Source organism: Pantoea brenneri (assembly GCF_038594305.1).
GTDB lineage: Bacteria > Pseudomonadota > Gammaproteobacteria > Enterobacterales > Enterobacteriaceae > Pantoea > Pantoea brenneri.
In genome coordinates this window covers 147,441-173,847 of sequence record NZ_JBCGBG010000005.1, presented here as the reverse complement: position 1 = coordinate 173,847, position 26,407 = coordinate 147,441, and the positions used below count along the sequence as shown (strand labels likewise).

Genomic DNA, 26,407 nt, shown 5'->3' with positions numbered 1-26,407 from the left:
TGCGCTAATAGCGTTACGCATTTATGAGGATCACACCATGTCAGCGACCCGCAGTATGACTCATTCTTCGAGCGAAACGCTCCCCGCTCCGCTGGTTTTTACCCTGGCGGCAGGCGCCGGACTGAGCGTGGCATCGATTTACTACAGCCAGCCGATGCTGGATATCATCAGCAAACAGTTTAACGTCGGCGTCGGCGCGGTCGGCATGGTGCCGATGCTGACCCAGGCGGGTTATGCCCTCGGCATTCTGCTGCTGGCGCCGCTCGGCGATCGCCATGACCGCCGCACCATTATCTTTATCAAAGGATTACTGCTGGTGGCGGCGTTGCTGCTGTGTGGCTTCTCCGGCGGGCTGAGCGCGTTGCTGATCGCCAGTTTCGTCACCGGCCTGACCGCCACGGTGGCGCAGGATATCGTGCCAGCGTCGGCGGCGCTGGCACCGGAACGCAGCCGTGGCAAAACGGTCGGTACGGTGATGACCGGACTACTGGTCGGCATTCTGCTGTCGCGGGTGATCAGTGGCGTGGTGGCCGAATACTTCGGCTGGCGCACCATGTATATGGTGGCGGCGCTGGCGGTGCTGCTGATCAGCCTGACGCTCTGGCGGGTGCTGCCGCGCTTTACGCCCGGCACGTCGGTCAGCTATCCGCGTCTGCTGCTGTCGCTGGCGCATCTGTGGCGTCATCATCAGACGCTGCGTCGTGCCGCGCTGGCCCAGGGGCTGCTGTCGGTTGGTTTCAGCGCCTTCTGGTCAACGCTGGCGTTAATGCTCAGTGAGCGTTTTCACCTCGACAGTGCGGTCGCCGGGGCCTTTGGTTTAGCCGGTGCGGCCGGTGCGATGGCCGCGCCGCTGGCCGGCAGCTTCGCCGACCGCATCGGTCCGGCCAGAGTGACCCAGGCCGGTGCCGCGCTGGTGACCGTCTCGTTTGCCCTGATGTTCCTGCTGCCATTACTGCCGCTGCCGGCTCAGCTGGCGTTGATTGTGGTCAGCACCATCGGTTTCGATTTAGGGGTACAGGCGACGCTGGTGGCGCATCAGACGCTGGTATATGGCCTGGCGCCGGAAGCGCGCAGTCGCCTGAATGCGCTGCTGTTTACCGTGGTGTTTATCGGCATGGCAAGCGGTGCGGCGCTGGGGAGCCTGGCGCTGGCGCACTGGGGCTGGAACGGCGTCGTGGCGCTGTCAACGCTGGCTGGCGCGGCCAGTCTTGCGGTGCGCTTCGCCAGCCGCCATCTGAAAAACTGATTTCTGCGGCCGTCAAAAAATGTGCCAGGCTTAGACATAAACCCGAAATAATCTGGAGTGTTATGAGCTTTTTAGCCTGGACAGCCGCGACAGGCGGCCTGCTGCTGCTGATGTCACTGGCTTCCGGTTGGATACACCGGGGGCCGGTAACTTCTTTTGGCCTGTTTCTCATCGCCGGGATGTTATGTGGGCCGTGGGCGTTTGACGTGCTGCACATCGATATCGTCACCCATTCAGAAGCGGTGGCGCATATTACTGAAATCACCATGGCCGCCTCGCTGTTTATTACCGGCCTGAAGCTGCGTCTGCCGCTACAGAATAACTGCTGGCATACCGGCCTGCGGCTGGCTTTCCCGGCCATGCTGCTGACGGTAGCGGCGATGACACTGCTGGCGCACTGGCTGGTGGGGCTGGACTGGCCGATTGCGCTGGCGTTTGGTGCGATTGTCGCCCCGACCGATCCGGTGCTGGCGAGCTTAATCTCGGTCAACGATGCGCAGGATGACGATTCGCTGCGCGTTGCCATCTCCAGCGAAGCCGGGATGAATGATGGCTCGGCGCTGCCGCTGCTGGTGCTGGCCCTGCTGTTGTTCAATGGCGAAAGCCTGAGCGGATCGCTGCTGACCCATTGGGGAGCGAAAGAGGTGATCTGGGCAATCGGCGGCGGTCTGGCGATCGGTTTTGGCCTGGGCCGCTTAATCGGCGTACTGGCCACCAAATTGCGAAACGCCAATGGCGACGTGGCGCCCAACGATTTCCTGGCGCTGGCGCTGATTGCGCTGAGTTATTCGCTGGTGCAGTGGCTGGGTGCCTCGGGTTTCCTGGCGGCCTTTGCTGCGGGTCTGGGATTGCGCCGCGCTGAGCTGGGTGTTTTTCATCGCCATCAGCCCGAGGATCTGTCAGAGGATGAGCGGGTGCTGCCTTCCGAGGCGCTGGTCAATCCGAATAAGCGACTGGCGCATCAGGGCGATAACAGCATGGTGAAGTCGATAGGCTTTGTGGTGGGTGACGCGCTGTCGTTTGGTGACACCATTGAACGGTTACTGGCGGCGGGCATGATGGTGGTGCTGGGCGTCACGCTGGCGCAGCACTGGAACATCTATGGCGTGCTGCTGGGGCTGGTGCTGTTTGTGGTGGTGCGCCCGCTGGCCGTCTGGCTGGTTACGCTACGCGCTGGCCTGCCGATGGGGCAGCGGCTGCTGATTGGCTGGCTCGGTATTCGCGGCATCGGCAGTCTGAACTACATCGCCTACGCCTGGACGCACGGCATGGAAGGGTCGCAGATGGAGATTATGACCAATATGGCGTTAACCCTGGTGGTCTGCAGCGTGGTAATACACGGCATAACCGTGTCACCCCTGCTAAACTGGCGTCAAAGGCGTCTGGAAGCCCTTCAGCGCAAGGTTTAACCCGAAAACAGGAGTAGAGAATGAAAGTGACTCACATACTGCTGCTGAGCGTACTGGCCTCTGGCAGCGCCCTGGCGGCGGACGATAGTGAACAGAATGTCTATGCCAGCCAGCTGTGTCACATTGTCAGCAGCGAAAAACAGGTCGCCAGTGCCGATCAATATGTTGAGCAGATGAAATCTTACGTGGCGCGCAGCCAGTCACCGACGGCGATGAATCAGCCCGGTTTTGATGAAGATACCGCGCGTGAAGTGGCCAGCGCCTGGTTGCAACTGGGTGATGACGAGCGCGCCAAACTGCGCGTCAATGAGCAGCAGTGTGAGCAGGCGGTAATGGCCCAGTTCCAGCAGGAAGATTAATTCCTTCCTTCAAGGCAAAAACGCGCCGTCCGGGCGCGTTTTTTTATGGATTTTGGCAGCGCGTTGCGTACATAATCGCCAGCGTCTGGCACCAGACTTGCATCACACTTTTTTCTGCAGCCCGCCGCAATAGCTGGCTGAGCGTTTTGATATCACTTAACAGGCATCATGATTACGCGTCGACGCTTTATTCTCGGCACGGGAGCGCTTGGGCTCTCCATGACCACCGGCAAATTATTTGCCCGCGATGACATTATTCCTCTCTGGCCGGATGATCCGCCCGGCGGCGGCGGCCCATCGGGCGAACTTCATGTTAATGCCAGCGGCTCGTGGTCGAATATTGTCAGCCCGGCGATTCAGCGCTTTAAACCGGAAAATCCTAACGGTGAGGCGGTGCTGATTGCTGCCGGCGGCGGCTACCGCTGGATTGGCATGGGACGCGAAGCCTGGCCGGTGGCGCGCTGGCTGAATGCCAACGGCTACACCGCCTATGTGCTTAGCTACCGCCTGCCGCATGAGAAGTGGCAGGCCGGCCGGCTTGCCCCGCTGCAGGATGCACAGCGCGCGATTCGGCTGGTGCGCTCGTTTGAGCGTAAGGTCCACGTGCTGGGCTTCTCGGCCGGGGGACACCTGCTGGGCATGGCGGCCGCGCGCCCTAACTTTGAATCTTACCCGGCCATCGATCCGCTGGATGAGGTGGTGCCAAAAGTCGACAGCGTTGGCCTGATCTATCCGGTGATTACGCTGGAAGCCCCCTACCAGCACACCAATACCCATCTGATGATGGTTGGCAAAAACGCCACGCCACAGGATGAAGCGAACTGGTCGGTACAGAATTACGTCACCCGCCAGTATCCGCCGACCTTTCTGGCGCAGGCTGAAGATGACCACACCTCGAATCCGTTTAACACCGAACTGATGCACGACACCTGTCGCCGCAATCGCGTGCCGGTCGAGCTGATTCAGATCAGTAAAGGCGGTCACGGTTTCGGGCTTGGCAAGGCCGGGACGCCCGCGGCGTTATGGGATCAGGCCTATGTGCGCTGGCTGGATCGCGTGAGCTGAATTGCCCCATAGCGGTGCAGGCCTGCACCGCTATGCCTGTCGCAGGCAAAAAAAACAGGCGACCGGAGTCGCCTGTCAGAAGCACACCGCCGTGGCGGCTTAGCGCATGGTGACGAACTCTTCCGCTGCCGTCGGGTGAATCGCTACGGTATTGTCGAAGTCTTTTTTGGTGGCCCCCATCTTCAGTGCCACCGCGAAGCCCTGCAGCATCTCATCCATGCCAAATCCGATACCGTGAATACCGACGATTTTCTCCTCGGCACCGACACAGACCAGCTTCATCCGGCACGGCTGGCGATGCTGGGTGACGGCGGTGTACATGGCGGTGAACGCCGATTTATACACTTTCACCTGGTCGTCGCCATACTGTTCCCGCGCCTGCGGTTCGGTCAGACCGACGGTGCCAATCGGCGGATGGCTGAAGACCACGGTCGGAATGTTGCTGTAGTCGAGATGCTCGTCCGGCTTGTTGTTAAACAGGCGCTCAGACAGGCGACGGCCGGCTGCCACCGCCACCGGCGTCAGTTCTACCGCACCGGTGTTGTCACCGACCGCATAAACGCCTGACACGTTGGTGTTCTGGAATTTATCGACCTTAATGTAGCCTTTCTCGTCCAGCGCTACGCCCGCCGCCGCAATGTTCAGGCTGTCATTGGCCGGTTCACGGCCAATCGCCCATACCAGGCAATCCACCGTGAAGTCGCTGCCGTTTTCCAGCTGCAGCGTCAGGCTGCCATCGTCGTTTTTGATTACCGCTTTCGGGATCGCTTCGGTATGCAGCGTCGGGCCTTCGCTGTTCATCACTTCAACCAGCGTGTCGGTGATCAGCGGGTCGAAGCTGCGCAGCGGAGCATGCCTGCGCACAAACAGGTGGGTTTCCGATCCCAGCGCATTCACCACGCCCGCCAGCTCAACGGCGATATAACCCGCGCCGACGACCGCAGTACGCTTCGGCAGCGCGTCCAGCTCAAAGAAACCGTCGGAATCAATCCCGTACTCAGCGCCCGGAATCGACGGATGGCTGGGACGGCCACCGGTGGCAATCAGAATGTGGTTAGCGGTGATGATCTCGCCGTTCACTTCGACGCTGTGCGCATCGACAAAACGGGCGAAGCCTTTGATCACTTCAACCTTGTTTTTACCCAGCACGTTGTCGTAAGAGGTGTGGATACGATCGATATAGGCGCTGCGGTTTTTGACCAGCGTGGCCCAGTCGAAGCGGTTAACGGTGGTATCGAAGCCGTAATCCGGCCCGTACAGATGGATAGCTTCGGCAATTTGCGCAGCATGCCACATGATTTTCTTCGGCACGCAGCCTACGTTAACGCAGGTGCCACCCAGTTCTTTGGCTTCAATCAGGGCGCATTTCTGGCCATACATGGCCGCACGGTTGATCGAGGCGATGCCGCCGCTGCCGCCGCCGATGGCGAGATAGTCGAAATGTCGGGTCATTGAAGTATCCATCCGGTTGCATGAAAAATTGGCATAGAGTGTAACGCTGCGGGTCGAATTGACGCAAAGTTTGCGCCTATGATTGTAATAGGGTTCTGTTTTTTCTCACACTGACAGGGAAGCATACAATGCACCTTACTTTTCTCGGCACCGGCGGCGGTGCGCCCAGCCTGCAGCGTAACGTGACCGCCATCGCCTTTACCCGGGCGCAGAGTGGCGAAAGCTGGCTGTTCGACTGCGGCGAAGGGACCCAGCTACAGTTCATGCGTTCCGACCTGAAACCGGGCAAGCTGGATAAGATCTTCATCACCCATTTACATGGCGACCATATTTTCGGGCTGCCAGGCTTACTCACCAGCCGTTCTATGGCCGGGCTGACCACGCCGATGACCGTGTATGGCCCCAAAGGTTTAAAAGTCTTCCTTGAAACCGCGCTGTCGATCAGTGGCTCTTACACTGATTATCCGCTGACTATTGTTGAGATTGAGGCGGGCTGGACGCTGGATGACGGTGAGTTCCGCATCAGTGCCTGGCCGCTGAATCATACGCTGGAATGTCTGGGTTATCGGATTGAGCAGCACGATAAGCCGGGTTTTCTCGATGCGCCGCGCCTGAAGGCCGAAGGCGTACCGCGTGGTCCGTGGTATCAACAGTTGAAGCAGGGCGAAACCGTGACGCTGGAGGATGGCCGGGTAATCAATGGCGCGGACTATCTGGGGCCGGCGATTAAAGGTAAAACGCTGGCGATTTTTGGTGATACCGCGCCAACTGAGGTGGCATTACAGCTGGCGGCGGACGTTGATCTGATGGTGCATGAAACCACGCTGGAAGCGGCGATGATTGAGAAAGCCAACGGACGTGGCCATTCGACCACCTTACAGGCGGCGGAAGTGGCGAAGCGCGCCGGCGCAAAACGGCTGATCGCCACGCACTTCAGTTCACGCTATCTGGCGAAAGATATGCCCCGCTTGCTGGCTGAATGCCAGACCATTTTCCCCGCTACCGAGCTGGCCTATGATCTGGCGGTGTTTACTCTTTAATGATGCAGTGCGGGATAAGTGAAAAGCAGTAAATGGGTGATGTTGAGGGCAAAGTGCAGGGCGGTCGAAATCCATAACCGGCCGCTCCAGTGCCACGCCAGCCCATACAGCAGCCCGGCGAGGGTCGCGAAGATCACCAGCAACAGACCGCCGCTCAGATGCACCAGACCAAACAGCAGCGCACTCAGCAACAGCGCGGGTATGCCGCCCAGTGCCAGCGTTAATTTCTGCTGCAGATAACCACGAAACAGCGCCTCTTCCGCCAGCGATACAAAGAACAGATTGGCGAGCATAAAGGTGCCAAGCCAGGCCGGGAAGTGCGGTTCAAACGCTAATCCACCCAGTAATACGGCACTGTATAACAGCAGCGGAACGGCGGCGATCAGCGCCAGCGCGGCCAGCAGCTTATAACGCGGCGGGCTGGCCGGGGCGCGAAACAGCGTCGGCAGACAGGCCAGCAGCACAAAGGGGATCAGCGCTTTATCGAAATTAAACGAGAAGCCGAAAGCCACACTGCGGGCGCCGACCTGCACGTCATCAAGTTTGCGTGGATTATCAAAACCCGGAAACAGATGGAGGAATAACCCGATGGCGATCAGCACCAGCACCGCTTCAGTCAGCATTTGCCGCCGATGATGGTCACGATCGTAAATACGGCATGCCACCACGCCGGCGGTGACCGCGAACAGCAGCAGCGCGGGCCACGCCAGTACGTCCTGATAAAACCCCAGCAGCGTGGCGAGCGCAAGTAATAATAGTGCCAGCCGCCGGGCCGGTTGCAGCGCGGCTAGCGCGCCAGCCAATATGATCCACATGGTGACAGACCTGCAGTACCACGCCGCAGCACCGGCAGTGTGCGGCGTAAAAGGAGAAGAGAGTTATTCGGGTACGATCTGGTTGACCACAAAGTGGCCGGTGCCAGCCGGAACCAGTTTTTTATGCAGCCACGGCAGCAGCTCGTTCATCTGGGCAGCCAGCTTCCACGGCGGATTGATCACAATCATGCCGGATGCGGTCATGCCGCGCTGGTCGCTGTCGGGACGGGCGGCCAGTTCGATCTGCAGAATATTGCGAATGCCGGTCGCTTCCAGATCGCGCAGCATATGCTTGATCTGCTGGCGCAACACCACCGGATACCACAGCGCGAAGACGCCGGTACCGAATCGCTTATGGCCTTCCTGAATCCCTTTCACCACCGCCTGATAATCGCTTTTCATCTCATACGGCGGATCGATCAGAACCAGACCGCGACGGGATGGCGGCGGCAGTTTGGCTTTTAACTGCTGATAGCCGTCACCGCGTTCTACGCGGGCGCGGCTATCTTTACTGAACTCGTTACGCAGCAGCGGATAGTCACTGGAGTGCAGTTCGGTCATTTGCAGACGGTCATCTTCACGCAGCAGATGGCGGGCAATCAGCGGCGAACCCGGGTAATAACGCAGCGTCCCGTTACGGTTGAGCGCACGGATGGCGTCGAAGTAGGGTTGCAGCAGGGCTGGCGCGTCCGGCTGCTGCCAGATGCGGGCGATACCTTCCAGATATTCGCCGGTGCGCTCAGCGTGTTCACCGCTCAGCAGATAACGTCCGGCACCCGCGTGGGTATCGAGATAAAAGAACGGTTTCTCTTTCTCTTTCAGTGCGGTGATGATCAGGCTCAGTACGGTGTGCTTCAGCACGTCAGCGTGGTTGCCAGCATGGAAGCTATGGCGATAACTCAGCATTGTTTATCCTGTTGAATGTATAAGGTTTTAATTGATGGAAAATCAATTTATACCAATTATTACCTCACGTATTACCCACAGAACGACGCACAGCAACCGACGCAGGAACAGCATGAGAACCATTAAGCGGGCGATTATATCAGGGATGTCCCGCCGATGGGTCGAAAGCATGATAACTAATCCCGCCGGGGCCGCACGCTGCAGGTGAAAAGCCGGCAGCTGTCGCAACGGCGGCATTACACCCTAACCGCAGCGGCTGCGCTTTGATGCAACGCAAATTCTGCCGGTCGATCGGCGATCGCATTCCGCTCGTTTCTTCCGCAGCGAAGCCAGGCCCCATTGATTTTCGCTACACTTAGCCGCATGTTACTTAGATTGCGTTGCGCGACCCATCGCGCCCCACACATCAATAAAGGACTGCGCTATGACCAATCCGCTACTGACATCTTTTACGCTTCCCCCTTTTTCTGCCATCCAGCCTGAACATGTGGTTCCTGCCGTTACGGAAGTCCTGAATGACTGCCGCGCGATGGTCGAAAAAGTGGTGGCGCAAGGCGCACCCTATAGCTGGGACAACCTGGTTCAGCCGCTGGCGGAGAGCGATGACCGTCTGAGCCGCATTTTCTCTCCGGTCAGTCATCTGAACTCGGTTAAAAACAGCCCGGAACTGCGTGAAGCCTATGAGCAGACGCTGCCGCTGCTGTCTGAATACAGCACCTGGGTCGGCCAGCATGAAGGCCTGTATCAGGCGTACCGCAACCTGAAAGAGGGTGACCAGTACGCCGCGCTGGATCTGGCGCAGAAGAAAGCGGTCGATAACGCGCTGCGTGATTTCGAACTCTCCGGTATCGGCCTGGCGAAAGATAAACAGCAGCGCTACGGCGAAATTGCTGCCCGCCTCTCCGAACTGGGATCGGCTTACAGCAACAACGTGCTTGATGCCACCATGGGCTGGAGCAAGCTGATCACCGATGAAAACGATCTGGCAGGGATGCCGGAAAGCGCGATGGCTGCGGCCAAAGCCCAGGCGGAAGCCAAAGGTCAGGAAGGCTGGCTGCTGACGCTGGATATCCCCAGCTATCTGCCCGTGATGACCTACTGCGATAACGCCGCGCTGCGCGAAGAGATGTATCGCGCCTACGCGACCCGCGCATCCGATCAGGGGCCGAATGCGGGTAAATGGGATAACGGCCCGATCATGGCGGAAGAACTGGCGCTGCGTCATGAACTGGCGCAACTGCTGGGCTTTGACTCCTACGCCGATAAATCGCTGGCGACTAAGATGGCGCAAAGCCCGTCTCAGGTTATCGACTTCCTTAACGATCTGGCGGAGCGCGCCCGTCCGCAGGGTGAAAAAGAGCTGGAGCAGCTGCGCGCTTTCGCGCAAAAAGAGCACGGCGTGACCGAGCTTAATCCGTGGGATCTCACCTATTACGGTGAAAAACAGAAGCAGCACCTCTACACCATCAGCGATGAACAGCTGCGTCCTTACTTCCCGGAATCCCGTGCGGTGGCTGGCCTGTTCGAAGTGGTTAAGCGTATTTACGGCATCACGGCAAAACAGCGTACCGATGTGGAAGTTTATCATCCTGACGTGAAGTTCTTCGATCTGTTCGATGAAACCGGCGAACTGCGCGGCAGTTTCTATCTGGACCTGTATGCGCGTGAACACAAACGCGGCGGAGCCTGGATGGATGACTGCGTCGGTCAGATGCGTAAAGCCGATGGCAGCCTGCAAAAGCCGGTCGCCTACCTGACCTGTAACTTTAACCGCCCGGTGCAGGGCAAACCGGCGCTGTTCACCCACGACGAAGTGATCACCCTGTTCCATGAGTTTGGTCACGGCCTGCATCACATGCTGACCCGGATTGAAGTGCCTGGCGTTTCCGGCATCAGCGGGGTGCCGTGGGATGCGGTCGAATTACCAAGCCAGTTTATGGAAAACTGGTGCTGGGAGCCGGATGCGCTGGCGTTCATCTCTGGCCACTACGAGACCGGTGAGCCGCTGCCGAAGGCGTTGCTGGATAAAATGCTGGCGGCCAAGAACTACCAGGCGGCGCTGTTCATCCTGCGCCAGCTGGAGTTCGGCCTGTTCGACTTCCGTCTGCATACCGAATTTGACCCGGCTAAAGGCGCCCGGATTCTTGAGACGCTGCGCGAAGTGAAAAGCCGCGTTGCGGTGGTGCCGAGCCCGGAATGGGGCCGTTTCCCGCACGCCTTCAGCCACATCTTCGCCGGTGGCTATGCGGCCGGTTACTACAGCTACCTGTGGGCGGATGTACTGGCGGCAGATGCCTATTCACGCTTTGAAGAAGAGGGCATTTTCAATCGCGAAACCGGCCAGTCGTTCCTCGACAATATCCTGACGCGTGGCGGTTCCGAAGAGCCGATGGAGCTGTTCAAACGCTTCCGCGGCCGTGAACCGCAGCTCGACGCCATGCTGGAACATTACGGCATTCAGGGATAAGTCGTTACGTGAAAATCTGTTTGCTCGATGAATCAGGCGCCGGAGACGGCGCCTTATCACGTTTAGCGCAGCGCTGGCAGCTGGAGCACGACGAAAATGCCTTGCTGGCGCTGGTACAAACCCCGACGCATCTTGAGCTGCGTAAGCGGGATGAGCCGAAGCTGGGCGGCATCTTTGTCGATTTTGTCTCAGGTGCAATGGCGCACCGTCGTCGCTTTGGCGGCGGTCGCGGTGAAGCCGTGGCAAAAGCGGTGGGCATTAAAGGCGACTATCTGCCGGATGTGGTGGATGCCACGGCCGGACTCGGGCGTGATGCCTTTGTCCTGGCGGCACTGGGCTGCCGGGTGCGGATGCTGGAGCGCCATCCGGTGGTGGCAGCGCTGCTGGAAGACGGTTTACAGCGCGGCTATCAGGATGCGGAAATCGGCGGCTGGCTGCGTCAGCGCCTGACGCTGATTCACGCCGCCAGCGCCGAGGCGCTGAGCGATATCACCCCGCAGCCGGACGTGGTCTATCTCGATCCGATGTATCCTCACCGGCAGAAAAGCGCGATGGTGAAAAAAGAGATGCGGGTATTTCAGTCGCTGGTGGGTCCCGATGAGGATGCTGACGCGCTGCTGGAACCGGCCCGTCGGCTGGCAAAGAAGCGGATCGTGGTGAAGCGGCCCGACTATGCGCCGCCGCTGGCAGGCGTGGTTACCCAGGCGGCGGTGGTGACCAAAAGCCATCGCTTCGATATCTATCCCCCACTGGTCAGTTAACCCGATAAAAAAGCCGGCAATCAGCCGGCTTTACGGGTCCTGCACGTCACTCAGGCTTCATCTTCATCGCGTAGCGGCACAATCAGCATGTCGATATGTACGGTGTTGATCAACTGGCGCGCCGACGACATCAGCTTGCTCCAGAAGTCCTGATGATGACCACACACCACCAGATCGACGTCATACTTTTTAATCGCATCCACCAGCACCTGGCCGAGATCGCCGCTGCCGCTCAGGGTTTCACTGATCGGGTAGCCCGCGGAATCAGACAGACCTTTCAGCGCAGAGTGCGTCTCTTCAGAAATACGCTTCTGCATATCGCCCAGGTTGACATCAATCAGGCCGGTGTAGAGATCGGAATAATTCACATCGACGTGAATCAGGGAAATTTTGGCATCGTAAGGGCGGGCCAGCGAAACGGCTTTATCCACCAGTAACTGACTTTCGGGAGAAAGGTCTACTGCAATCAGGATATGTTTATAAGCCATGATAAAACTCCTTTCACGAGATTAAGGATGGCATCCGGGGTTCCTGCCGCGTCACAGCTTAGCGAAATCCTTTGCGCGAGCGGGCGATGAGCGCCACCAAAGTGTGTACCTGCGGTGCAGGTGGTCATGTTGTTATGTCTCTGAGTATAGCCTTCTCTGCGGGCAAATGCTGCCGTTGCCGCCTGGCTTGTGAATAAGATCAACGATGCGGTAATTTTACTCGCGCCAAACGAAATTCATCGCTGGAAAAAATTTAAACATTTCTCCTACACTGAAAAAAGGCGGTCTGGTTTGTTACCGCCCAGGCGTTCAGAACACTATCGCAGTTGGGTGATTCAGAGGTTGGCTATTTCTGTGGGCGTGCTCAGCGTTTTCCCGCTGCGTCTGTTCCTGCGGCTCCAGCCAGGAGGGGAGAATATGATCAGTACTATTGCGCTTTTTTGGGCTCTTTGTGTGGTGTGTATTGTGAATATGGCGCGCTATTTTTCTTCTCTGCGTGCGTTGCTGGCGGTATTACGCGGTTGCGATCCGCTGCTGTATCAGTATGTCGACGGGGCGGGCTTTTTCACCTCTCACGGCCAGCCCAGCAAACAGGTGCGACTGGTGACCTATATCTGGGCGAAACGCTATCTTGATCATCATGATGACGAATTTATTCGTCGCTGCGAGCGGGTAAGGGGACAGTTTATGCTGACCAGCGCGCTGTGCGGACTGGTGGTGATCAGCCTGGTGGCGATGGCGATCTGGCATTAAAAAGGGCGACTTGCGTCGCCCTCTGATCTCGCTGGCATTACACCAGTTTTAAGGCAATCCAGTAGAGCGAACCTGACAGCACAATACATACCGGCAGCGTGAAGATCCACGCCATGGCGATGTTTTTGATGGTCCGGCTCTGCAATCCGCCGCCGTCAACCAGCATGGTACCGGCGACTGACGAAGAGAGGATGTGGGTGGTCGAAACCGGCATTCCGGTATAGCTGGCGACGCCGATAGAGAGCGCTGCCGTGACCTGGGCTGACATTCCCTGTGCATAGGTCATGCCTTTTTTACCAATCTTCTCACCAATGGTGGTGGCAACACGACGCCAGCCAATCATGGTGCCGGTGCCGAGCGCTAACGCAACCGCAACGATAATCCAGACCGGCGCATACTCGATGGTGCCAAGCAGATCGCCTTTCAGCTTATTGAGGAAGCGCTGATCGTCCGGGGTGGTTTCCGGCAGCTTGGCCGCTTTGTCCGCCGTATCTGAGATACACAGCAGCAGGCGACGCATCTGGCCGCGCTGATCCACCGTCAGCTGATCGTAACTTTGCAGATTATTCAGCAGCACCTGTGCGCGCTGAACCGCCTGTAACGCGCGGGCGCTGTCACAGTGGAACTCCTGCGGGCTGGTTGATGGCACTTCTTCCGGCGTCGGCAGCTTAGGCGGCGCCATCTGGATGATATGCGTCAGCGAAGCGTTGTGCTGCTGATAATACTGCTCCAGATGATTGACCGCATCGCGGGTCCGGGTGATGTCGTAGCCCGAGGCATTCATGTTTACCACGAAGCCGGCCGGAGCCACGCCGATCAACACCAGCATAATCAGACCGATGCCTTTCTGGCCGTCATTCGCGCCATGCGAATAGCTGACGCCGATCGCTGAAACAATCAGGGCGATGCGGGTCCAGAACGGCGGCTTTTTCTTGCCGTCGATCTTTTCGCGGTCGGCTGGCGTCATATGGATGCGGGCACGCTTTTTGGTGCTGCTCCAGTAACGACGCAGAATAAAGATCAGGCCACCGGCGATCGCCAGGCCGACAATCGGCGACAGGATCAGAGACAGGAAGATGTTCAGCACTTTCGGGATGTTGAGTGCATCAACCACCGAGGTACCGGTCATCAGGGCGTTGGTCAGACCGATACCAATAATGGCGCCGATCAGGGTATGGGAGCTGGATGCCGGCAGACCCAGATACCAGGTGCCGAGATTCCAGATAATCGCCGCCAGCAGCATAGAAAACACCATGGCGAGACCGTGAGCCGATCCAACATTTAATAACAGATCGGTGGGGAGCATATGAACAATGGCATAGGCGACACTCAATCCACCGAGTAGCACGCCAAAAAAGTTAAAGACGCCTGCCATAACCACAGCAAGCTGGGCACGCATGGCACGCGTATAGATGACCGTCGCAACTGCGTTGGCCGTGTCGTGGAAGCCGTTGATTGCTTCGTAAAACAATACAAACAGCAGGGCAAGAACCAATAACAGGCCAGTACTGAGGTCTAGACCAGCAAACAGATGTAGCATAAACGTTACGCCATTTTTGGAGGACATGAACGCGGCGCATTATCCGCGACAACGTGCTGTATGGGAAAGGAAAATATAGCCTTAATTTGACCTTTAGCAGTAACGTAGCCGGGTTAAAGGGGGAAAAAGGCCCAGATATTAGTCAGTTACATTATGACACATTTACGGCAAATTTTTGACGCTGGCGTCTCAGTGAGCAGATCACTACAATCTGCGCCTTTCCGATTAAGTGAGTAAACCGCCGTGGAACAGTTTGACGTTATCATCATTGGTGCCGGGGCCGCAGGGCTGTTCTGTGCCGCCCAGGCCGGACAGCGCGGGCGTCGCGTATTGCTGCTGGATAACGGCAAAAAGCCGGGACGTAAGATCCTGATGTCGGGCGGAGGGCGCTGCAACTTCACCAATCTCTACACTGAACCGGCGGCCTATCTGTCACATAACCCTCATTTCTGTAAGTCGGCGCTGGCGCGTTATACCCAGTGGGATTTTATCGATCTGGTCAATCGTCACCAGATAGCCTGGCATGAGAAAACCCTTGGCCAGCTGTTTTGTGATGATTCCGCTCAGCAGATTGTCGATCTGCTGCTGGCCGAGTGCGAAAAGGGCCAGGTGACGCTGCGGTTACGCAGTGAAGTGCTGAGCGTGACGCGTGACGACAGCGGCTACACCCTGCAACTCAACGGCAGCACGGTTCAGGCGGAAAAACTGGTCATCGCCAGTGGCGGTCTGTCGATGCCCGGCCTGGGCGCATCGCCGTTTGGCTATAAGATTGCTGAACAGTTTGGTCTGACCGTCTTCCCGACGCGTGCTGCGCTGGTGCCGTTTACCCTGCATAAGCCGCTGCTGGAACAGCTACAGACTTTGTCCGGCGTGGCCCTGGAGACCACCATCGACGCGCAGGATGGCACCCGCTTTAAAGAGGCGATGCTGTTTACCCATCGGGGAATCTCTGGCCCGGCGGTGTTGCAGATCTCCAGCTACTGGCTGCCGGGTGAGTTCGTCACTATCGATCTGTCGCCTGCCACGCCGCTCGACGCCTTTCTGACCGTTCAGCGTGAGGCGCATCCGAACCTCAGCCTGAAGAACAGCCTGGCAAAAATTCTGCCGAAACGGCTGGTGGAGGTGCTGCAAACGCTGAAGGTGGTGCCCGATATCACCCTGAAGCAGCTCAACAGCAAGCAGCAGGCGGAGCTGGTGCAGACGCTGCACGCCTGGCGTATTCAGCCAAACGGAACCGAAGGCTATCGCACTGCTGAAGTGACGCTGGGCGGCGTGGATACCACCCAGCTCTCTTCGAAAACCATGGAAGCACGGACGGTACCGGGCCTCTATTTCATTGGTGAAGTGGTGGATGTGACCGGCTGGCTGGGGGGATATAACTTCCAGTGGGCGTGGAGTTCCGCCTGGGCGTGCGCCCAGGCGTTGTAAATCGCGCGACTACCAGCGCTGATGCACGTAAGGGGCGATCTTCGCCTGATAAATCTGCTTCAGCGCCGCCATGGTCTCGTCAGACAGCGCGTCAACGCTGCTGGCGCGGGCATTGTCTTCAGCCTGCTGGCGATTTTTCGCGCCGGGGATCACCACGCTGACATCGTCGTTCATCAGGATCCAGCGCAGCGCCAGCATCGCCATGCTGATGTCGCCCGGCACGTAACGACGAATCTCCTCTACCGCCTCCAGCGCCACCTCATACGGTACGCCGGAAAAGGTTTCACCCTTATCAAAGGCTTCGCCATTGCGGTTGAAGGCGCGGTGATCGTCGGCGGCAAACTGGCTGTCCGGGCCCATTTTCCCGGTCAGCAAGCCTGATGCCAGCGGGACGCGGGCGATAATCCCGACATTACGCCGTTTTGCCTCTCGCAGCAGCAGTTCCGCCGGACGCTGGCGGAAGATGTTGTAGATCAGCTGAATGGATGAGACGTTGGGAAATTCCAGCGCCTTCAGCCCCTCTTCGACTTTTTCTACCGACACGCCGTAATGGCGAATTTTCCCGGCGGCAACCATCTCATCCATCACTGCAAACACCTCCGGATTGTAATAAACCTCGGTTGGCGGGCAGTGAAGCTGCACTAAATCCAGCGTCCCGGTTTGCAGATTCTCGCGCGAGCGGTCGACAAACGCATTGAGGTTGCTGGCGTTATAACCGTCCGCCACGTGCGGCGACAGCCGCCGGCCCAGCTTGGTTGCCACAAACGGGCGCTCACCGCCGCGCTGATTCAGCACCCCGGCGATAATCTTTTCAGAGCGGCCGTCACCATACACATCGGCAGTATCAATAAAGGTTATGCCGGCATCCAGGGCAGCGTGCAGCGCGGCCTCGGCATCCTGCTGGCTGACTTCTCCCCAGGTCCCGCCAATCGCCCATGCGCCAAAGCCAATTTCGGAGACGCGCTGACCGGTACGACCTAACGTGCGTTGTTTCATCTGAATCTTCCTCAATACAGGGGTGACAGTAAGCTGACAAAGATTGAGCTTAGCGCTAACCGGCGAGGAAGGGATGACGCCCGGTCACAGACTGCTACGCTGAAAAAGGGCAGACGACACCGCCAATCTACTGGTTATGTTGGCTATTTCAGCAAAATGCGGCCAGAGATGAACACTAACCGCTTCGCTAATTAATTGATTTTAAGAAATTTCACCTGAAATTAACCAGGCGAGAGTGCCGTTTCGGTCACATACTTTCTCTTTTAAACCCGATAAGTGGATCGCCATGTTCAAATTTGTTAAATCGCTGTTTGCCAGTCCCGAGAAATTTCTGCAGATCATGTCCCGCCAGGACATCAACGACTCCATCGCTGAAGGTGAACGCATCATCATTGACGAGAACGGCAATATCTCGGTCAACACCCTTAGTGAAGAAGTGCACGAAGATTTTGCCCGCCATGTGAATACGTTAAAGGGAGTCTGAGGTGGGTACCGCAATATTCATGGTGTTAATGGTCAGTGGTTACTGGTACACCAGCCGCGATTTGAATAGCCGCTTTAAAATCCGCCGCTCGTCGGGCTGGGATGTCTATTTTCTGGTTGCCTTATACGGCTGTATTTTTGTTTTGCAGGGCGTGTTTGCCACCGGCATTGTCTGGTTACTGCTGCTCGCTATCTCTGCTATCGCCAATGCGGTACAGATGATCCCGGGCGTCCATCTCAAATGGCAGATGGAGTTTATGAACTGGAGCTTCCTCGGCATCCAGGCACCGATTGTGATCATGCTGGCGTTTGCCATTTTGTTTTGCCTGTATCGTTCGAACTGGGCGGGCAGTGCACGACTTAACGTCTCCGGGCGTAAAGATCTCTATCAGCAACTGTCGCGCTCGAATGGCGTTGAGCAGCTGCTGTTTCAGTGCATGGAAGAGGGTGAACTGGCGTGGATTACGCTCAAGTCGCGCCGCATCTACATCGGGATGGTGCACGCCTCGACCTTTGAGTATGAGAGCACCAAAAATATCGTCCTGATCCCGATGCTCAGCGGCTATCGCGACAGCAAAACGCTGAAGCTGGCGGTAGAGCATAACTACAGCAAGTGGTACGCCGAGCACGGCATCACGCTGGATTCCACGCCCAAAGACGCGATGTCATTTCGTAAAGTGATTATGGTCGATCAGATTGAAAGCCTGTCGCTGTTTGACCCGGCCAGCGCCACTGCACTGTCGATGGGTCATCCGCAGGAAGTCGAGAAGAGCCAGGGCAGCGATGACGGCCAGAGTCCGGATGATGAGAGCCGGGAGCCGCCGCAGTAACCTTTGTGCTGGCCCCTTAATGCGTGAGGGGTTACACCATATTCTCCGCCGTAAACAGCCGGAACGCGACTTTACCCTGCTGATAGACATCCGGCTGATAACCGGTTTCCAGATGCCGCAGCAGCAGGTCAATCGACAACCGGGCGTGCTGCCGGGCGTGCTGATCGAGGGTAAACGCCACTTCATCATTCAGCAGCAGCTGACGGGTCACTGAATAAAGCTCGTGGGTAATGTAAGTACAGCGGCCCAGCAGCTGATGGGCGCGCAGCGTTTCGCTGACGTCAGTATTGCCCATGCCGGTATTGTAGACGCCCGCAATCGCCTGCGACTGGGTCAGATTACGCGCCAGCAGGCTGCGGATGGTGCCGCGGTCGTCCTGACCAAGCAGCACTTCACGCAGGTGACGTTGCGGTGCGCGCTGGCTCATCACTTCGCGGAAACCGGCGATGCGCTGCCGGTGTGCCTGGTAATCGAAACGGCCGCTGACCATCACGATATCGCCGGGCTGATGGCTGGTTTTACTCATCAGCAAACCGGCTGTCCGTCCCGCCTGATACTGGTCGATACCGACATGGCACAGGCGATCGGCGGCGGGCAAATCGGTCACGATGGTGATCACCGGCACGTTACGGCTGCGACACAGCGCCAGCGCGCGATAGATCGGTGGCGAATCGTGGGCGAAAACAATGATGCCGTCACGATTGGCGCTGCGGGCAATAATGCTCTGCGCCAGTTTTTCGGGCTGCGCTTCGGTCACCAGGGTTTTGTGCAGCTTAAGACGGCGATAGCCGAGCTGGCTGGCGACGTCGCTGAAGTGGGCGGTCAGCTGCTGGAAAAACGAAGAACCGTTGTTGCTGAGGAACACTTCTATTTGCCACGGATGCTGATACTCCTCCGGCAGCAGGCGCTTCAGGCCGACTTCGCGTGCTGCTTTCAGCACTTTGCGGGTGGTTTCCAGCGACACGCCGCCACGTTCATTCAGCACCCGATCAACCGTCGCGATGCCGACGCCGGCCATTTTTGCCACCGTGTCTAAGGTGAGCTTTTTCATTCAGACTCCACGTGAAAAAAGCGGGCGAACGTCGCGCAGCCTGCCACTCAATCGATATCTTCTAACCGGTTAAAAGTAAAAGATAAAGCGAAATATTGATGGGAAACCATCAGGGAAAAGTGCCTGGCCGGTTTACCTGCTCGCCGGGCGCATTTTACCGGTTGTGCGGTTGCCGGACGAAATAGCACCTGCGGCTGCTGGCAGGGCGGATTTGCCGTTAAGCTGATAGATGACATCATCAATGAGGAATCAATATGGCTCAGCAAGGTAAAGCATTAGTGATCGGCGCATCACGCGGTATTGGACTGGCGGTGGTGCAGGCGTTTGCCGCCCAGGGCTGGCAGGTGACCGCCACGCATCGCAGCGGCATCCCGGCGCAGGGAGAACAGCCGGGCGTCACGTGGCATGCGCTGGATATGACCGAATCGTCGGCAGTGCAGCAGCTGGCAGGCCAGCTCGCCGGACAGATGTTTGATGCGATTCTGATTAACGCCGGGATTTTTGGTCCGGCGCACCAGACGCTGGCGCAAAGTGAGGCGCAGGAGCTGGCTCAGCTGTTTCTGACCAATGCGGTGGCACCGGTACGCAGTGCCGAAATTTTGCTGCCGCTACTTAGCAAGCAGAAGGGAGTGCTGGCGATCACCTCATCACAGCTGGCCAGCCTGAGCGAAAACCCGCGCGCTGACATGCCGCTCTATTCCGCCAGCAAAGCGGCGCTGAATATGCTGAGCCGGTCGCTGGCTGAGGAGGTTGAAGCCCAGGCCGGCACGCTGGTGACGCTGCATCCGGGCTGGGTAAAAACCGAGATGGGCGGTGAAGCTGCGCCGTTAACCGTTGAGGAGAGCGCTGAGGGTATTGTCCGGCAACTGACCGCCTGGCAGGGCCGCGGCGGTCATCACTACATTGATTACAGCGGTAAAACGCTGCAATGGTAACCCTCTGCGGGGCGGTTACGCCCCGATATCACGCAGGGCTTTGCCCTTCATCAGGTTGCGTTCGATATGCTCCAGCGTCACGTGCTTGGTCTCTGGCACCAGCAGCATGGTCAGCACGATAAACAGCAGATTGAGCGCCCCGTAGAACCAGAAAGTGTTGGCATTGCCCAGCTGATCGAGCATGGTCAGGAAAGTGGCACCGACAATCATGTTACCGACCCAGTTGGTGGTGGTCGAGGCGGTAATGCCGAAATCACGCCCTTTCAGCGGCTGGATCTCTGAGCACAACAGCCAGATCACCGGACCGGCAGCCATCGCGAAACCGACGATAAACATCAGCAGCATGGCAATGGCGAAATATTTGCGGAAGTCAGTCTCCACGCCCAGATGCAGTAATGTCCCGAGCACGCCCATGCCGATCGCCATCACCAGAAAACTGGTGGTGAGCATCGGTTTACGTCCCCAGCGGTCAACCAGGAAAATGGCAATCAGCGTCGCCAGCATATTGACCAGGCCGACGATAACGGTGCCCCACATCTGCTCGCTGGTGCTGGAGAAACCGGCGATATTGAAGATTTTCGGCGCGTAATACATCACCACGTTCATGCCGGTGAACTGCTGCATAATCTGCAACAGCATGCCAAGCCACACGGCGCGACGGAAATGGCTGTTAGAACGAAACAGTGACCAGCCGCGTTGCTTCACCTGCAGGCTTTCACGGATCTCTTCCAGCTCCTGGCGGGCCTGTTCGCTGGTGTTGCGCAGCCGATCCAGCACCCGCTGCGCCTCGTTAAAGCGACCGTGCGCGGCCAGCCAGCGTGGGCTGTTAGGCAGAAACAGCACGCCGACAAACAGGATCACTGCCGGAATAGCGATAATCCCCAGCATCCAGCGCCAGTTACCGCTATAGCTGAAGGCGGTATCGGAGAGGTACGCCACCACGATGCCGGTGGTCAGCATCAGCTGATACATCGAAATCATTGATCCGCGAATACGCTCAGGCGCAATTTCGGCCAGATAGAGCGGGGCGGTATAAGAGGCGATGCCGACCGCCAGGCCCAGCATTACCCGGGCGCAGACCAGCGATTCGACATCCGGTGAAAACGCCGACCACAGCGAACCGATCACGAACAGCGTGGCACCGGCCAGCATGCTTTTCTTGCGTCCCAGCTTTGATGACATCCAGCCAGCACCCAGCGCACCCAGCGCGGCACCAAACATCATTGAACTGACTACCCACTCCTGCTGATGGTTAGTGATCTGCAAATCTTTGGCGAGAAACGGCAGCGCGCCGGCAATCACGCCAATATCCAGGCCAAATAACAGGCCGGATAGCGCGGCCATAAAACAGACGAACCAGGTAAAGCGGTTCTGACGATCCCCCGATCTCTTTGCTGCAGCCATGCTTCTCTCCTTGCTCTGTGACTTTGTCAATATTGTTAATGTTATGTAAACATAGTCGAGGGCAGTGTGTTACCGGTCACAGTTTAAACATCCGCAGCCTGGCCATCGGCGGGAACGGCGCCAGCAGCCCGGCGGCACGCGGCCTGGCGGTCAGCGCGCCGACTGATAACAGCGCACAAATAGGCAAAAGCTCCGCCTGCCCGGGAAATTTTGCAACCGGTGGCGTGCGCTATTACACTGCGGTTTTTCAGCCAATGATTGAAGGTGCTTATGTCTCAGCCTTATCAGCGCCAGCCGCTGCCCTTACCTGGCGGCCACAAAAAAGTCCTTTTGCACTCCTGCTGTGCCCCCTGTTCCGGTGAAGTGATGGAAGCGATGCTGGCATCCGGCATTGACTACACCATTTATTTCTACAACCCAAATATTCATCCGCTCAAAGAATATGAGCTGCGCAAAGAGGAGAATATTCGTTTTGCAGAAAAATTTGGCGTGCCGTTTGTGGATGCTGATTATGACCGTGATGACTGGTTTAAACGGGCGCGCGGCATGGAATGGGAACCGGAGCGCGGCGAGCGTTGTACCATGTGCTTTGATATGCGCTTTGAACGTACTGCCTTGTATGCCCATGAAAATGGTTTTCCGGTGATCACCAGTTCGCTGGGTATTTCACGCTGGAAGAATATGCAGCAGATTAATGATTGCGGAGTGCGTGCGGCGGCCCATTATCCTGACCTGCTTTACTGGGAATTTAACTGGCGTAAGGGCGGCGGATCGGCGCGGATGATTGAAATCAGCAAGCGCGAAAGTTTTTATCAGCAGGAATATTGCGGCTGCGTTTATTCGCTGCGCGACACCAATCGTCATCGCGTCACGCAGGGCCGTGAGCGAATTCAGATCGGTGTGCAATATTATCAACCGGACGATATCTGATCATCACAGGCTACGGGCTGAGTCAGACGTACCATAGTGATGAGCGGATAAGGTGATATTCTGGCTTATTCCGCTGCTGATTTTTTCACGGGTTTCAGGCTGAGCGTAGCGGCATAGCGCACAGGGATTGGCGGCCTCAGATAACTGCTGGCACGTCGCCTCATCCAGCTGACGCCGACGGCAGACGCTCGGCGTACATCCCATCACCTGTTTAAATGAGCGGGTGAAAGATTGCTGGCTTTCAAAATGGTATTTCAGCGCCAGGCTAATAATTGGCGTACGGCTATTTTTTAAATCATTGACACAGGCAGCCAGCTTGCGCTTGCGAATATAACGCGCCAGCGTTTCATTGTGATAGCGGGCAAATAATTTCTGTAAATACCATTTTGAATATCCGGCTTTCTCCGCAATATCATCAACGCTTAACCGCTGATCGAGATTGTTATCAATCCACTCGGTGACAGAGACGATCACACTTTCATTATATTTACGCTCATTCATAACATCCCCCTTTTTATCTTCGGGGCAGTTTAAAATAACTTATCTTTTTCTGCGCATTTCTTACGTAAAGTTTTATCAGGAAATGAATCGTTATCTCCGATAAAGCAGTTTTAATAACTATTTGATAATATAAATGGCTTACTTGTAATTGATATGTTGATGAAGTGAGTGAAATAAGTAGTGTGAATAAGCGGGATGCGTAATATTAATTAAACGGTTTCGCTTAAGCGGGTTTAACCGGTGATAAGACGTCTCAGCGGCAGGGGGATGATCAACATCGCACAGCCCATCAATACACTTTTCAGCACTTCATGCCAGGCTTACACCTCACCTTTAACCTGGAGAACCCTGGATGAGCCCGACATACGCGTTGAAGAAACCGCTTGCCGCCTTGCTCACCTCGCTGACCTTACTCAGCACGGCACCGGCGCTCGCCGCCAACGTTTACGGCGAGCAGCTGGAAGGATTTCACTATCCTTACCCTCTGCAACATTTCAATTTTTCCTCTCAGCAGCAACCGCTGAGCATGGGCTACATGGATGTGAAACCGACGCAAAAAGCCAACGGACAAACCGTGGTGCTGATGCACGGGAAAAACTTCTGTGGTGCGACCTGGGAAGAGACGATTCGCGCACTCAGTCAGCAAGGCTATCGCGTGGTGGCGCCCGACCAGATTGGTTTCTGCAGTTCAACCAAACCGGCGCATTACCAGTACAGTTTTCAGCAGCTGGCGGAGAACACCCATCAGCTGCTGGCGCAGCTGGGGGTAGAAAAAGCGGTGATTATTGGCCACTCCACCGGCGGAATGCTGGCGACACGCTATGCGTTGATGTATCCGGAGCAGACCCGGAAGCTGGTGTTGGTCAACCCGATCGGGCTGGAAGACTGGAAGGCTAAGGGTGCGCCGTGGCGGTCCGTCGATCAGTGGTATCAGCGCGAACTCAAGCTGAGTGCCGAAGGGATTAAGAAGTATGAGCAGCAGACCTATTATGTCGGTCGCTGGAAACCGGAGTATGACAAATGGGTCGATATGCTGGCCGGGCTGAACAGCGGGCCAGGACACCAGAAAGTGGCGTGGAATTCAGCGCTGATTTACGACATGATTTTCACGCAACCGGTGTTTTATGAATTCGGCGATTTGACGGTGCCGACCACCCTGATGATCGGCACTGCCGACACCACCGCAATTGGCAGCGATATCGCACCTGCGGCGGTCAAAGCGCGGCTCGGTGATTACGCGGTGCTGGGTAAAGAGGTGGCGAAGCGGATTCCGGGCGCGCGGTTAATCGAATTCCCGGGAATGGGACATGCGCCGCAGATGGAAGAGCCAGCGAAGTTTAATCAGACCCTGCTCGACGACCTGGCGCGACAGTAACCCCTCAGGTGTAACCGGTCAGGCGCAATGGCGCCTGACGTTACAGCACCGCTCGCTTCTGCTTTTTACTGCGGTACATTTGCTCGTCGCTGTCATGCAGTAACTGCTCCAGCGACTGCGGATGGGCCGCATCAAACTCCACCACGCCATACGAGAAGTGCAGATGGTAACGGCGGTTCAGGCTGATCGACTGCTGGGCTAAGTAGTGGGCAAACTGCTGCAGCAGCGCTTCCGTCTGCTGCTGTTGCAGGCCGTTAAACAGCACCACGAACTCATCGCCGCCTAAGCGGGCAAACAGATCGGAATGTTTAAACACCACTTTCATCGCGTCAGCAAAATCCATCAGCGCCCGGTCGCCCTCACGATGGCCGAGCGAGTCATTAATCTGCTTAAACTTATCCAGATCGAGAAAGGTCAGACAGGCGGGCCGGTTCTTCATCCGGCACTCTTTCAGCACCATCTCGCCCAGCGTCATAAAGCCACGCCGATTGGTAATCTGCGTCAGCTCATCGCAGGTGGCCGCCTGAAACGCCACCAGTTCCGCTTCGGCCATCGCCGCCAGGTCGCGCAGCGTGGCCCGATCTTCTTCGTCGAACTGGCGCGGCTCACGGCCAATGATGCACAGCGTGCCCATTTTCGCGCCACCCGGTGCCCGCAGCGGACAGCCGGCGTAGAAGCGAATGTGCGGCTCGCCGGTCACCAGAGGATTGTCATGAAAGCGCTCATCGGTGGCGGCATCTTCCACAATCATGATCTCATCCTGCAGGATGGCATGGCCGCAAAAGGAGATGTTGCGTGGCGATCCGGCGGGCTCAAAACCCTGCGCCGACTTAAACCACTGGTGATCGGCTTCCAGCAGGCTGACTAACGCAATCGGAACGTCAAACAGCCGGCGTGCCAGACGGGTCAAACGATCAAAACGCTCTTCTGCAGGGGTATTCATAACGTTCAACGCACGCAACTGCGATAAACGTTGTGCCTCATCGGCAGCGATCTCGGGTGCTTTCATCGCAGAGCCCTTTATTTTTTTGGTGAAGCCAGGTTCTGATGTGTGCCTTACGGCAAAGAAAAAAGACAGTGATCGAAGCGATTCAATTCACTGTCTTATTGAGGAGGGGATCAGAGCACTTTTTGTTCGGCGAGATCAAGCGCGAAATAACTGAAAATCAGGTCCGCACCGGCACGTTTAATCGCACCCAGGCTTTCCAATACCACATTACGTTCATCAATGGCACCGGCCTGCGCGGCAAATTTAATCATGGCGTACTCACCGCTCACCTGGTAGGCCGCCAGCGGCAGCTCAGTGCGCTCACGAATATCACGCAGGATATCCAGATAGGCACCTGCCGGTTTCACCATCAGTGAATCTGCACCTTCCGCCGCATCAATCAGTGATTCACGGATCGCTTCACGGCGATTCATCGGATTCATCTGGTAGGTCTTACGGTCACCTTTCAGTGCCGTTCCCGCTGCTTCACGGAATGGACCGTAAAACGATGAGGCGAACTTAGTCGAGTAAGACATGATCGCGGTTTGAGTGAAGCCCGCCGCGTCCAGCGCCTGACGAATCGCCTGTACCTGGCCATCCATCGCCGCAGAAGGGGCGATAAAGTCCGCGCCCGCCGCGGCCGCCACTACCGCCTGCTTGCCAAGATTGATCAGCGTCGCGTCGTTATCAACGCCGTGATCGCACAGCACACCGCAGTGACCGTGGCTGGTGTATTCACAGAAACAGGTATCGGACATGACGATCATTTCCGGTACCGTCTCTTTGCAGATGCGGGACATCCGCGCCACCAGACCGTTTTCATTCCAGGCATCGCTGCCGGTAGCATCGGTATGGTGTGAAATACCAAAGGTCATCACCGAGCGGATACCGGCTTTCGCGATGCGTTCAATCTCATAGGCGAGACGTTTTTCCGGGATACGCATCACGCCAGGCATCGCCTGAATCGCTTTGTAATCGTCGACACCCTCTTCAACGAAAATGGGCAGAGCCAGATCGTTCAGGCTGAGGGAAGATTCCTGGAACATTTCGCGCATTGACGCGCTGGCGCGCAATCTTCTTGGGCGCTGGATAAGGGAATAATCAGACATATTCATTCTTACGCAGGTGAAAAAAGTGACAATAGTTTACTCCCTTTGCCGGGGAGGCATGAAGGTTTGTGTGCGG

Annotated in this window: 25 protein-coding genes; 14 read left to right on the top strand and 11 right to left on the bottom strand. The window is 57.0% G+C overall.

Features of this window, described 5'->3' with window-relative positions; all coding sequences use genetic code 11:
* Positions 1 to 37 precede the first annotated feature (37 nt).
* The 4 genes from AABB92_RS18190 to AABB92_RS18175 all read left to right on the top strand — a co-directional run bounded on the left by AABB92_RS18190 (position 38) and on the right by AABB92_RS18175 (position 4,079).
* Positions 38 to 1,246 carry an MFS transporter gene (locus AABB92_RS18190; RefSeq protein WP_046289373.1) on the top strand — a complete coding sequence of 403 codons (1,209 nt, stop codon included), beginning with the start codon at positions 38 to 40 and terminating at the stop codon, positions 1,244 to 1,246.
* A 62-nt stretch (positions 1,247 to 1,308) separates the two neighbouring features.
* Positions 1,309 to 2,655 (top strand): cation:proton antiporter, encoded by a 1,347-nt coding sequence (locus AABB92_RS18185; RefSeq protein WP_046289372.1) that lies wholly within the window; start codon positions 1,309 to 1,311, stop codon positions 2,653 to 2,655.
* A gap of 20 nt (positions 2,656 to 2,675) precedes the next feature.
* Positions 2,676 to 3,014 carry a hypothetical protein gene (locus AABB92_RS18180; protein ID WP_031374853.1) on the top strand — a complete coding sequence of 113 codons (339 nt, stop codon included), beginning with the start codon at positions 2,676 to 2,678 and terminating at the stop codon, positions 3,012 to 3,014.
* A gap of 168 nt (positions 3,015 to 3,182) precedes the next feature.
* On the top strand, positions 3,183 to 4,079 hold the full coding sequence (locus AABB92_RS18175; RefSeq protein WP_031374852.1) for an alpha/beta hydrolase: 897 nt from the start codon (positions 3,183 to 3,185) through the stop codon (positions 4,077 to 4,079).
* A gap of 99 nt (positions 4,080 to 4,178) precedes the next feature.
* On the opposite strand, the gene gorA is transcribed toward AABB92_RS18175, so the two are convergent.
* Positions 4,179 to 5,531, bottom strand: coding sequence for a glutathione-disulfide reductase (gene gorA, locus AABB92_RS18170; protein ID WP_031374851.1), 1,353 nt, complete (start codon positions 5,529 to 5,531; stop codon positions 4,179 to 4,181).
* A gap of 128 nt (positions 5,532 to 5,659) precedes the next feature.
* Here gorA and rnz point away from each other — a divergent pair, with 128 nt between their 5' ends.
* Positions 5,660 to 6,571: a ribonuclease Z gene (gene rnz / locus AABB92_RS18165; RefSeq protein ID WP_031374850.1), complete on the top strand. Its 912-nt coding sequence runs from the start codon at positions 5,660 to 5,662 to the stop codon at positions 6,569 to 6,571.
* Here rnz and AABB92_RS18160 read toward each other — a convergent pair.
* Both AABB92_RS18160 and AABB92_RS18155 read right to left on the bottom strand, forming a co-directional pair.
* Positions 6,568 to 7,386 (bottom strand): CPBP family intramembrane glutamic endopeptidase, encoded by an 819-nt coding sequence (locus AABB92_RS18160; RefSeq protein WP_031374849.1) that lies wholly within the window; start codon positions 7,384 to 7,386, stop codon positions 6,568 to 6,570. The genes rnz and AABB92_RS18160 overlap by 4 nt on opposite strands.
* A gap of 63 nt (positions 7,387 to 7,449) precedes the next feature.
* Positions 7,450 to 8,292 carry a 23S rRNA (adenine(2030)-N(6))-methyltransferase RlmJ gene (locus AABB92_RS18155; protein WP_031374848.1) on the bottom strand — a complete coding sequence of 281 codons (843 nt, stop codon included), beginning with the start codon at positions 8,290 to 8,292 and terminating at the stop codon, positions 7,450 to 7,452.
* A gap of 424 nt (positions 8,293 to 8,716) precedes the next feature.
* Here AABB92_RS18155 and prlC point away from each other — a divergent pair, with 424 nt between their 5' ends.
* A complete protein-coding gene (gene prlC, locus AABB92_RS18150) occupies positions 8,717 to 10,759 on the top strand; it encodes an oligopeptidase A (protein ID WP_031374847.1) in 2,043 nt (680 codons plus the stop codon).
* 8 nt (positions 10,760 to 10,767) lie between these two features.
* Complete coding sequence (gene rsmJ, locus AABB92_RS18145) at positions 10,768 to 11,520, top strand: 16S rRNA (guanine(1516)-N(2))-methyltransferase RsmJ (RefSeq protein ID WP_031374846.1); 753 nt, start codon at positions 10,768 to 10,770, stop codon at positions 11,518 to 11,520.
* 50 nt (positions 11,521 to 11,570) lie between these two features.
* Here the strand turns inward: rsmJ and uspA are convergent, their stop codons facing one another.
* A complete protein-coding gene (gene uspA, locus AABB92_RS18140; protein ID WP_031374845.1) occupies positions 11,571 to 12,008 on the bottom strand; it encodes a universal stress protein UspA in 438 nt (145 codons plus the stop codon).
* A gap of 417 nt (positions 12,009 to 12,425) precedes the next feature.
* Here uspA and uspB point away from each other — a divergent pair, with 417 nt between their 5' ends.
* Entirely contained in the window at positions 12,426 to 12,761 is a 336-nt protein-coding gene (gene uspB, locus AABB92_RS18135) for a universal stress protein UspB (RefSeq protein ID WP_031374844.1), read from the top strand.
* A 37-nt stretch (positions 12,762 to 12,798) separates the two neighbouring features.
* Here the strand turns inward: uspB and pitA are convergent, their stop codons facing one another.
* A complete protein-coding gene (gene pitA / locus AABB92_RS18130; protein WP_128088259.1) occupies positions 12,799 to 14,301 on the bottom strand; it encodes an inorganic phosphate transporter PitA in 1,503 nt (500 codons plus the stop codon).
* Between the two features lie 243 nt (positions 14,302 to 14,544).
* Between pitA and AABB92_RS18125 the strand changes: the two genes are divergently transcribed.
* On the top strand, positions 14,545 to 15,729 hold the full coding sequence (locus tag AABB92_RS18125) for a BaiN/RdsA family NAD(P)/FAD-dependent oxidoreductase (protein ID WP_031374842.1): 1,185 nt from the start codon (positions 14,545 to 14,547) through the stop codon (positions 15,727 to 15,729).
* Positions 15,730 to 15,738: 9 nt separating this feature from the next.
* Here AABB92_RS18125 and AABB92_RS18120 read toward each other — a convergent pair whose 3' ends face one another.
* A complete protein-coding gene (locus AABB92_RS18120; RefSeq protein ID WP_031374841.1) occupies positions 15,739 to 16,725 on the bottom strand; it encodes an aldo/keto reductase in 987 nt (328 codons plus the stop codon).
* A gap of 286 nt (positions 16,726 to 17,011) precedes the next feature.
* Between AABB92_RS18120 and AABB92_RS18115 the strand changes: the two genes are divergently transcribed.
* Together AABB92_RS18115 and AABB92_RS18110 are read left to right on the top strand one after the other, a co-directional pair.
* Complete coding sequence (locus tag AABB92_RS18115; protein ID WP_031374840.1) at positions 17,012 to 17,209, top strand: hypothetical protein; 198 nt, start codon at positions 17,012 to 17,014, stop codon at positions 17,207 to 17,209.
* 1 nt (position 17,210) lies between these two features.
* On the top strand, positions 17,211 to 18,038 hold the full coding sequence (locus AABB92_RS18110) for a hypothetical protein (protein WP_031374839.1): 828 nt from the start codon (positions 17,211 to 17,213) through the stop codon (positions 18,036 to 18,038).
* 31 nt (positions 18,039 to 18,069) lie between these two features.
* On the opposite strand, the gene AABB92_RS18105 is transcribed toward AABB92_RS18110, so the two are convergent.
* Entirely contained in the window at positions 18,070 to 19,089 is a 1,020-nt protein-coding gene (locus AABB92_RS18105; RefSeq protein ID WP_031374838.1) for a LacI family DNA-binding transcriptional regulator, read from the bottom strand.
* A 254-nt stretch (positions 19,090 to 19,343) separates the two neighbouring features.
* On the opposite strand from AABB92_RS18105, the gene AABB92_RS18100 reads away from it, so the two are divergent.
* Positions 19,344 to 20,024 (top strand): SDR family oxidoreductase, encoded by a 681-nt coding sequence (locus AABB92_RS18100; protein WP_031374837.1) that lies wholly within the window; start codon positions 19,344 to 19,346, stop codon positions 20,022 to 20,024.
* Positions 20,025 to 20,039: 15 nt separating this feature from the next.
* Here the strand turns inward: AABB92_RS18100 and AABB92_RS18095 are convergent, their stop codons facing one another.
* The gene (locus AABB92_RS18095) at positions 20,040 to 21,428 is read right to left on the bottom strand and encodes a sugar porter family MFS transporter (RefSeq protein ID WP_031374836.1); all 1,389 of its coding nucleotides are present in this window, start codon (positions 21,426 to 21,428) and stop codon (positions 20,040 to 20,042) included.
* A gap of 270 nt (positions 21,429 to 21,698) precedes the next feature.
* Here AABB92_RS18095 and AABB92_RS18090 point away from each other — a divergent pair, with 270 nt between their 5' ends.
* Positions 21,699 to 22,358, top strand: a complete 660-nt coding sequence (locus AABB92_RS18090) for an epoxyqueuosine reductase QueH (RefSeq protein ID WP_031375263.1) — start codon at positions 21,699 to 21,701, stop codon at positions 22,356 to 22,358.
* Between the two features lie 3 nt (positions 22,359 to 22,361).
* Here the strand turns inward: AABB92_RS18090 and AABB92_RS18085 are convergent, their stop codons facing one another.
* On the bottom strand, positions 22,362 to 22,859 hold the full coding sequence (locus tag AABB92_RS18085; protein ID WP_031375262.1) for a helix-turn-helix domain-containing protein: 498 nt from the start codon (positions 22,857 to 22,859) through the stop codon (positions 22,362 to 22,364).
* 352 nt (positions 22,860 to 23,211) lie between these two features.
* Between AABB92_RS18085 and AABB92_RS18080 the strand changes: the two genes are divergently transcribed.
* Positions 23,212 to 24,234, top strand: coding sequence for an alpha/beta fold hydrolase (locus tag AABB92_RS18080; RefSeq protein WP_031375261.1), 1,023 nt, complete (start codon positions 23,212 to 23,214; stop codon positions 24,232 to 24,234).
* Between the two features lie 40 nt (positions 24,235 to 24,274).
* On the opposite strand, the gene AABB92_RS18075 is transcribed toward AABB92_RS18080, so the two are convergent.
* Both AABB92_RS18075 and hemB read right to left on the bottom strand, forming a co-directional pair.
* Complete coding sequence (locus AABB92_RS18075) at positions 24,275 to 25,243, bottom strand: GGDEF domain-containing protein (RefSeq protein ID WP_031375260.1); 969 nt, start codon at positions 25,241 to 25,243, stop codon at positions 24,275 to 24,277.
* 110 nt (positions 25,244 to 25,353) lie between these two features.
* Entirely contained in the window at positions 25,354 to 26,331 is a 978-nt protein-coding gene (gene hemB / locus AABB92_RS18070; RefSeq protein WP_031375259.1) for a porphobilinogen synthase, read from the bottom strand.
* Between the last annotated feature and the right edge of the window lie 76 nt (positions 26,332 to 26,407).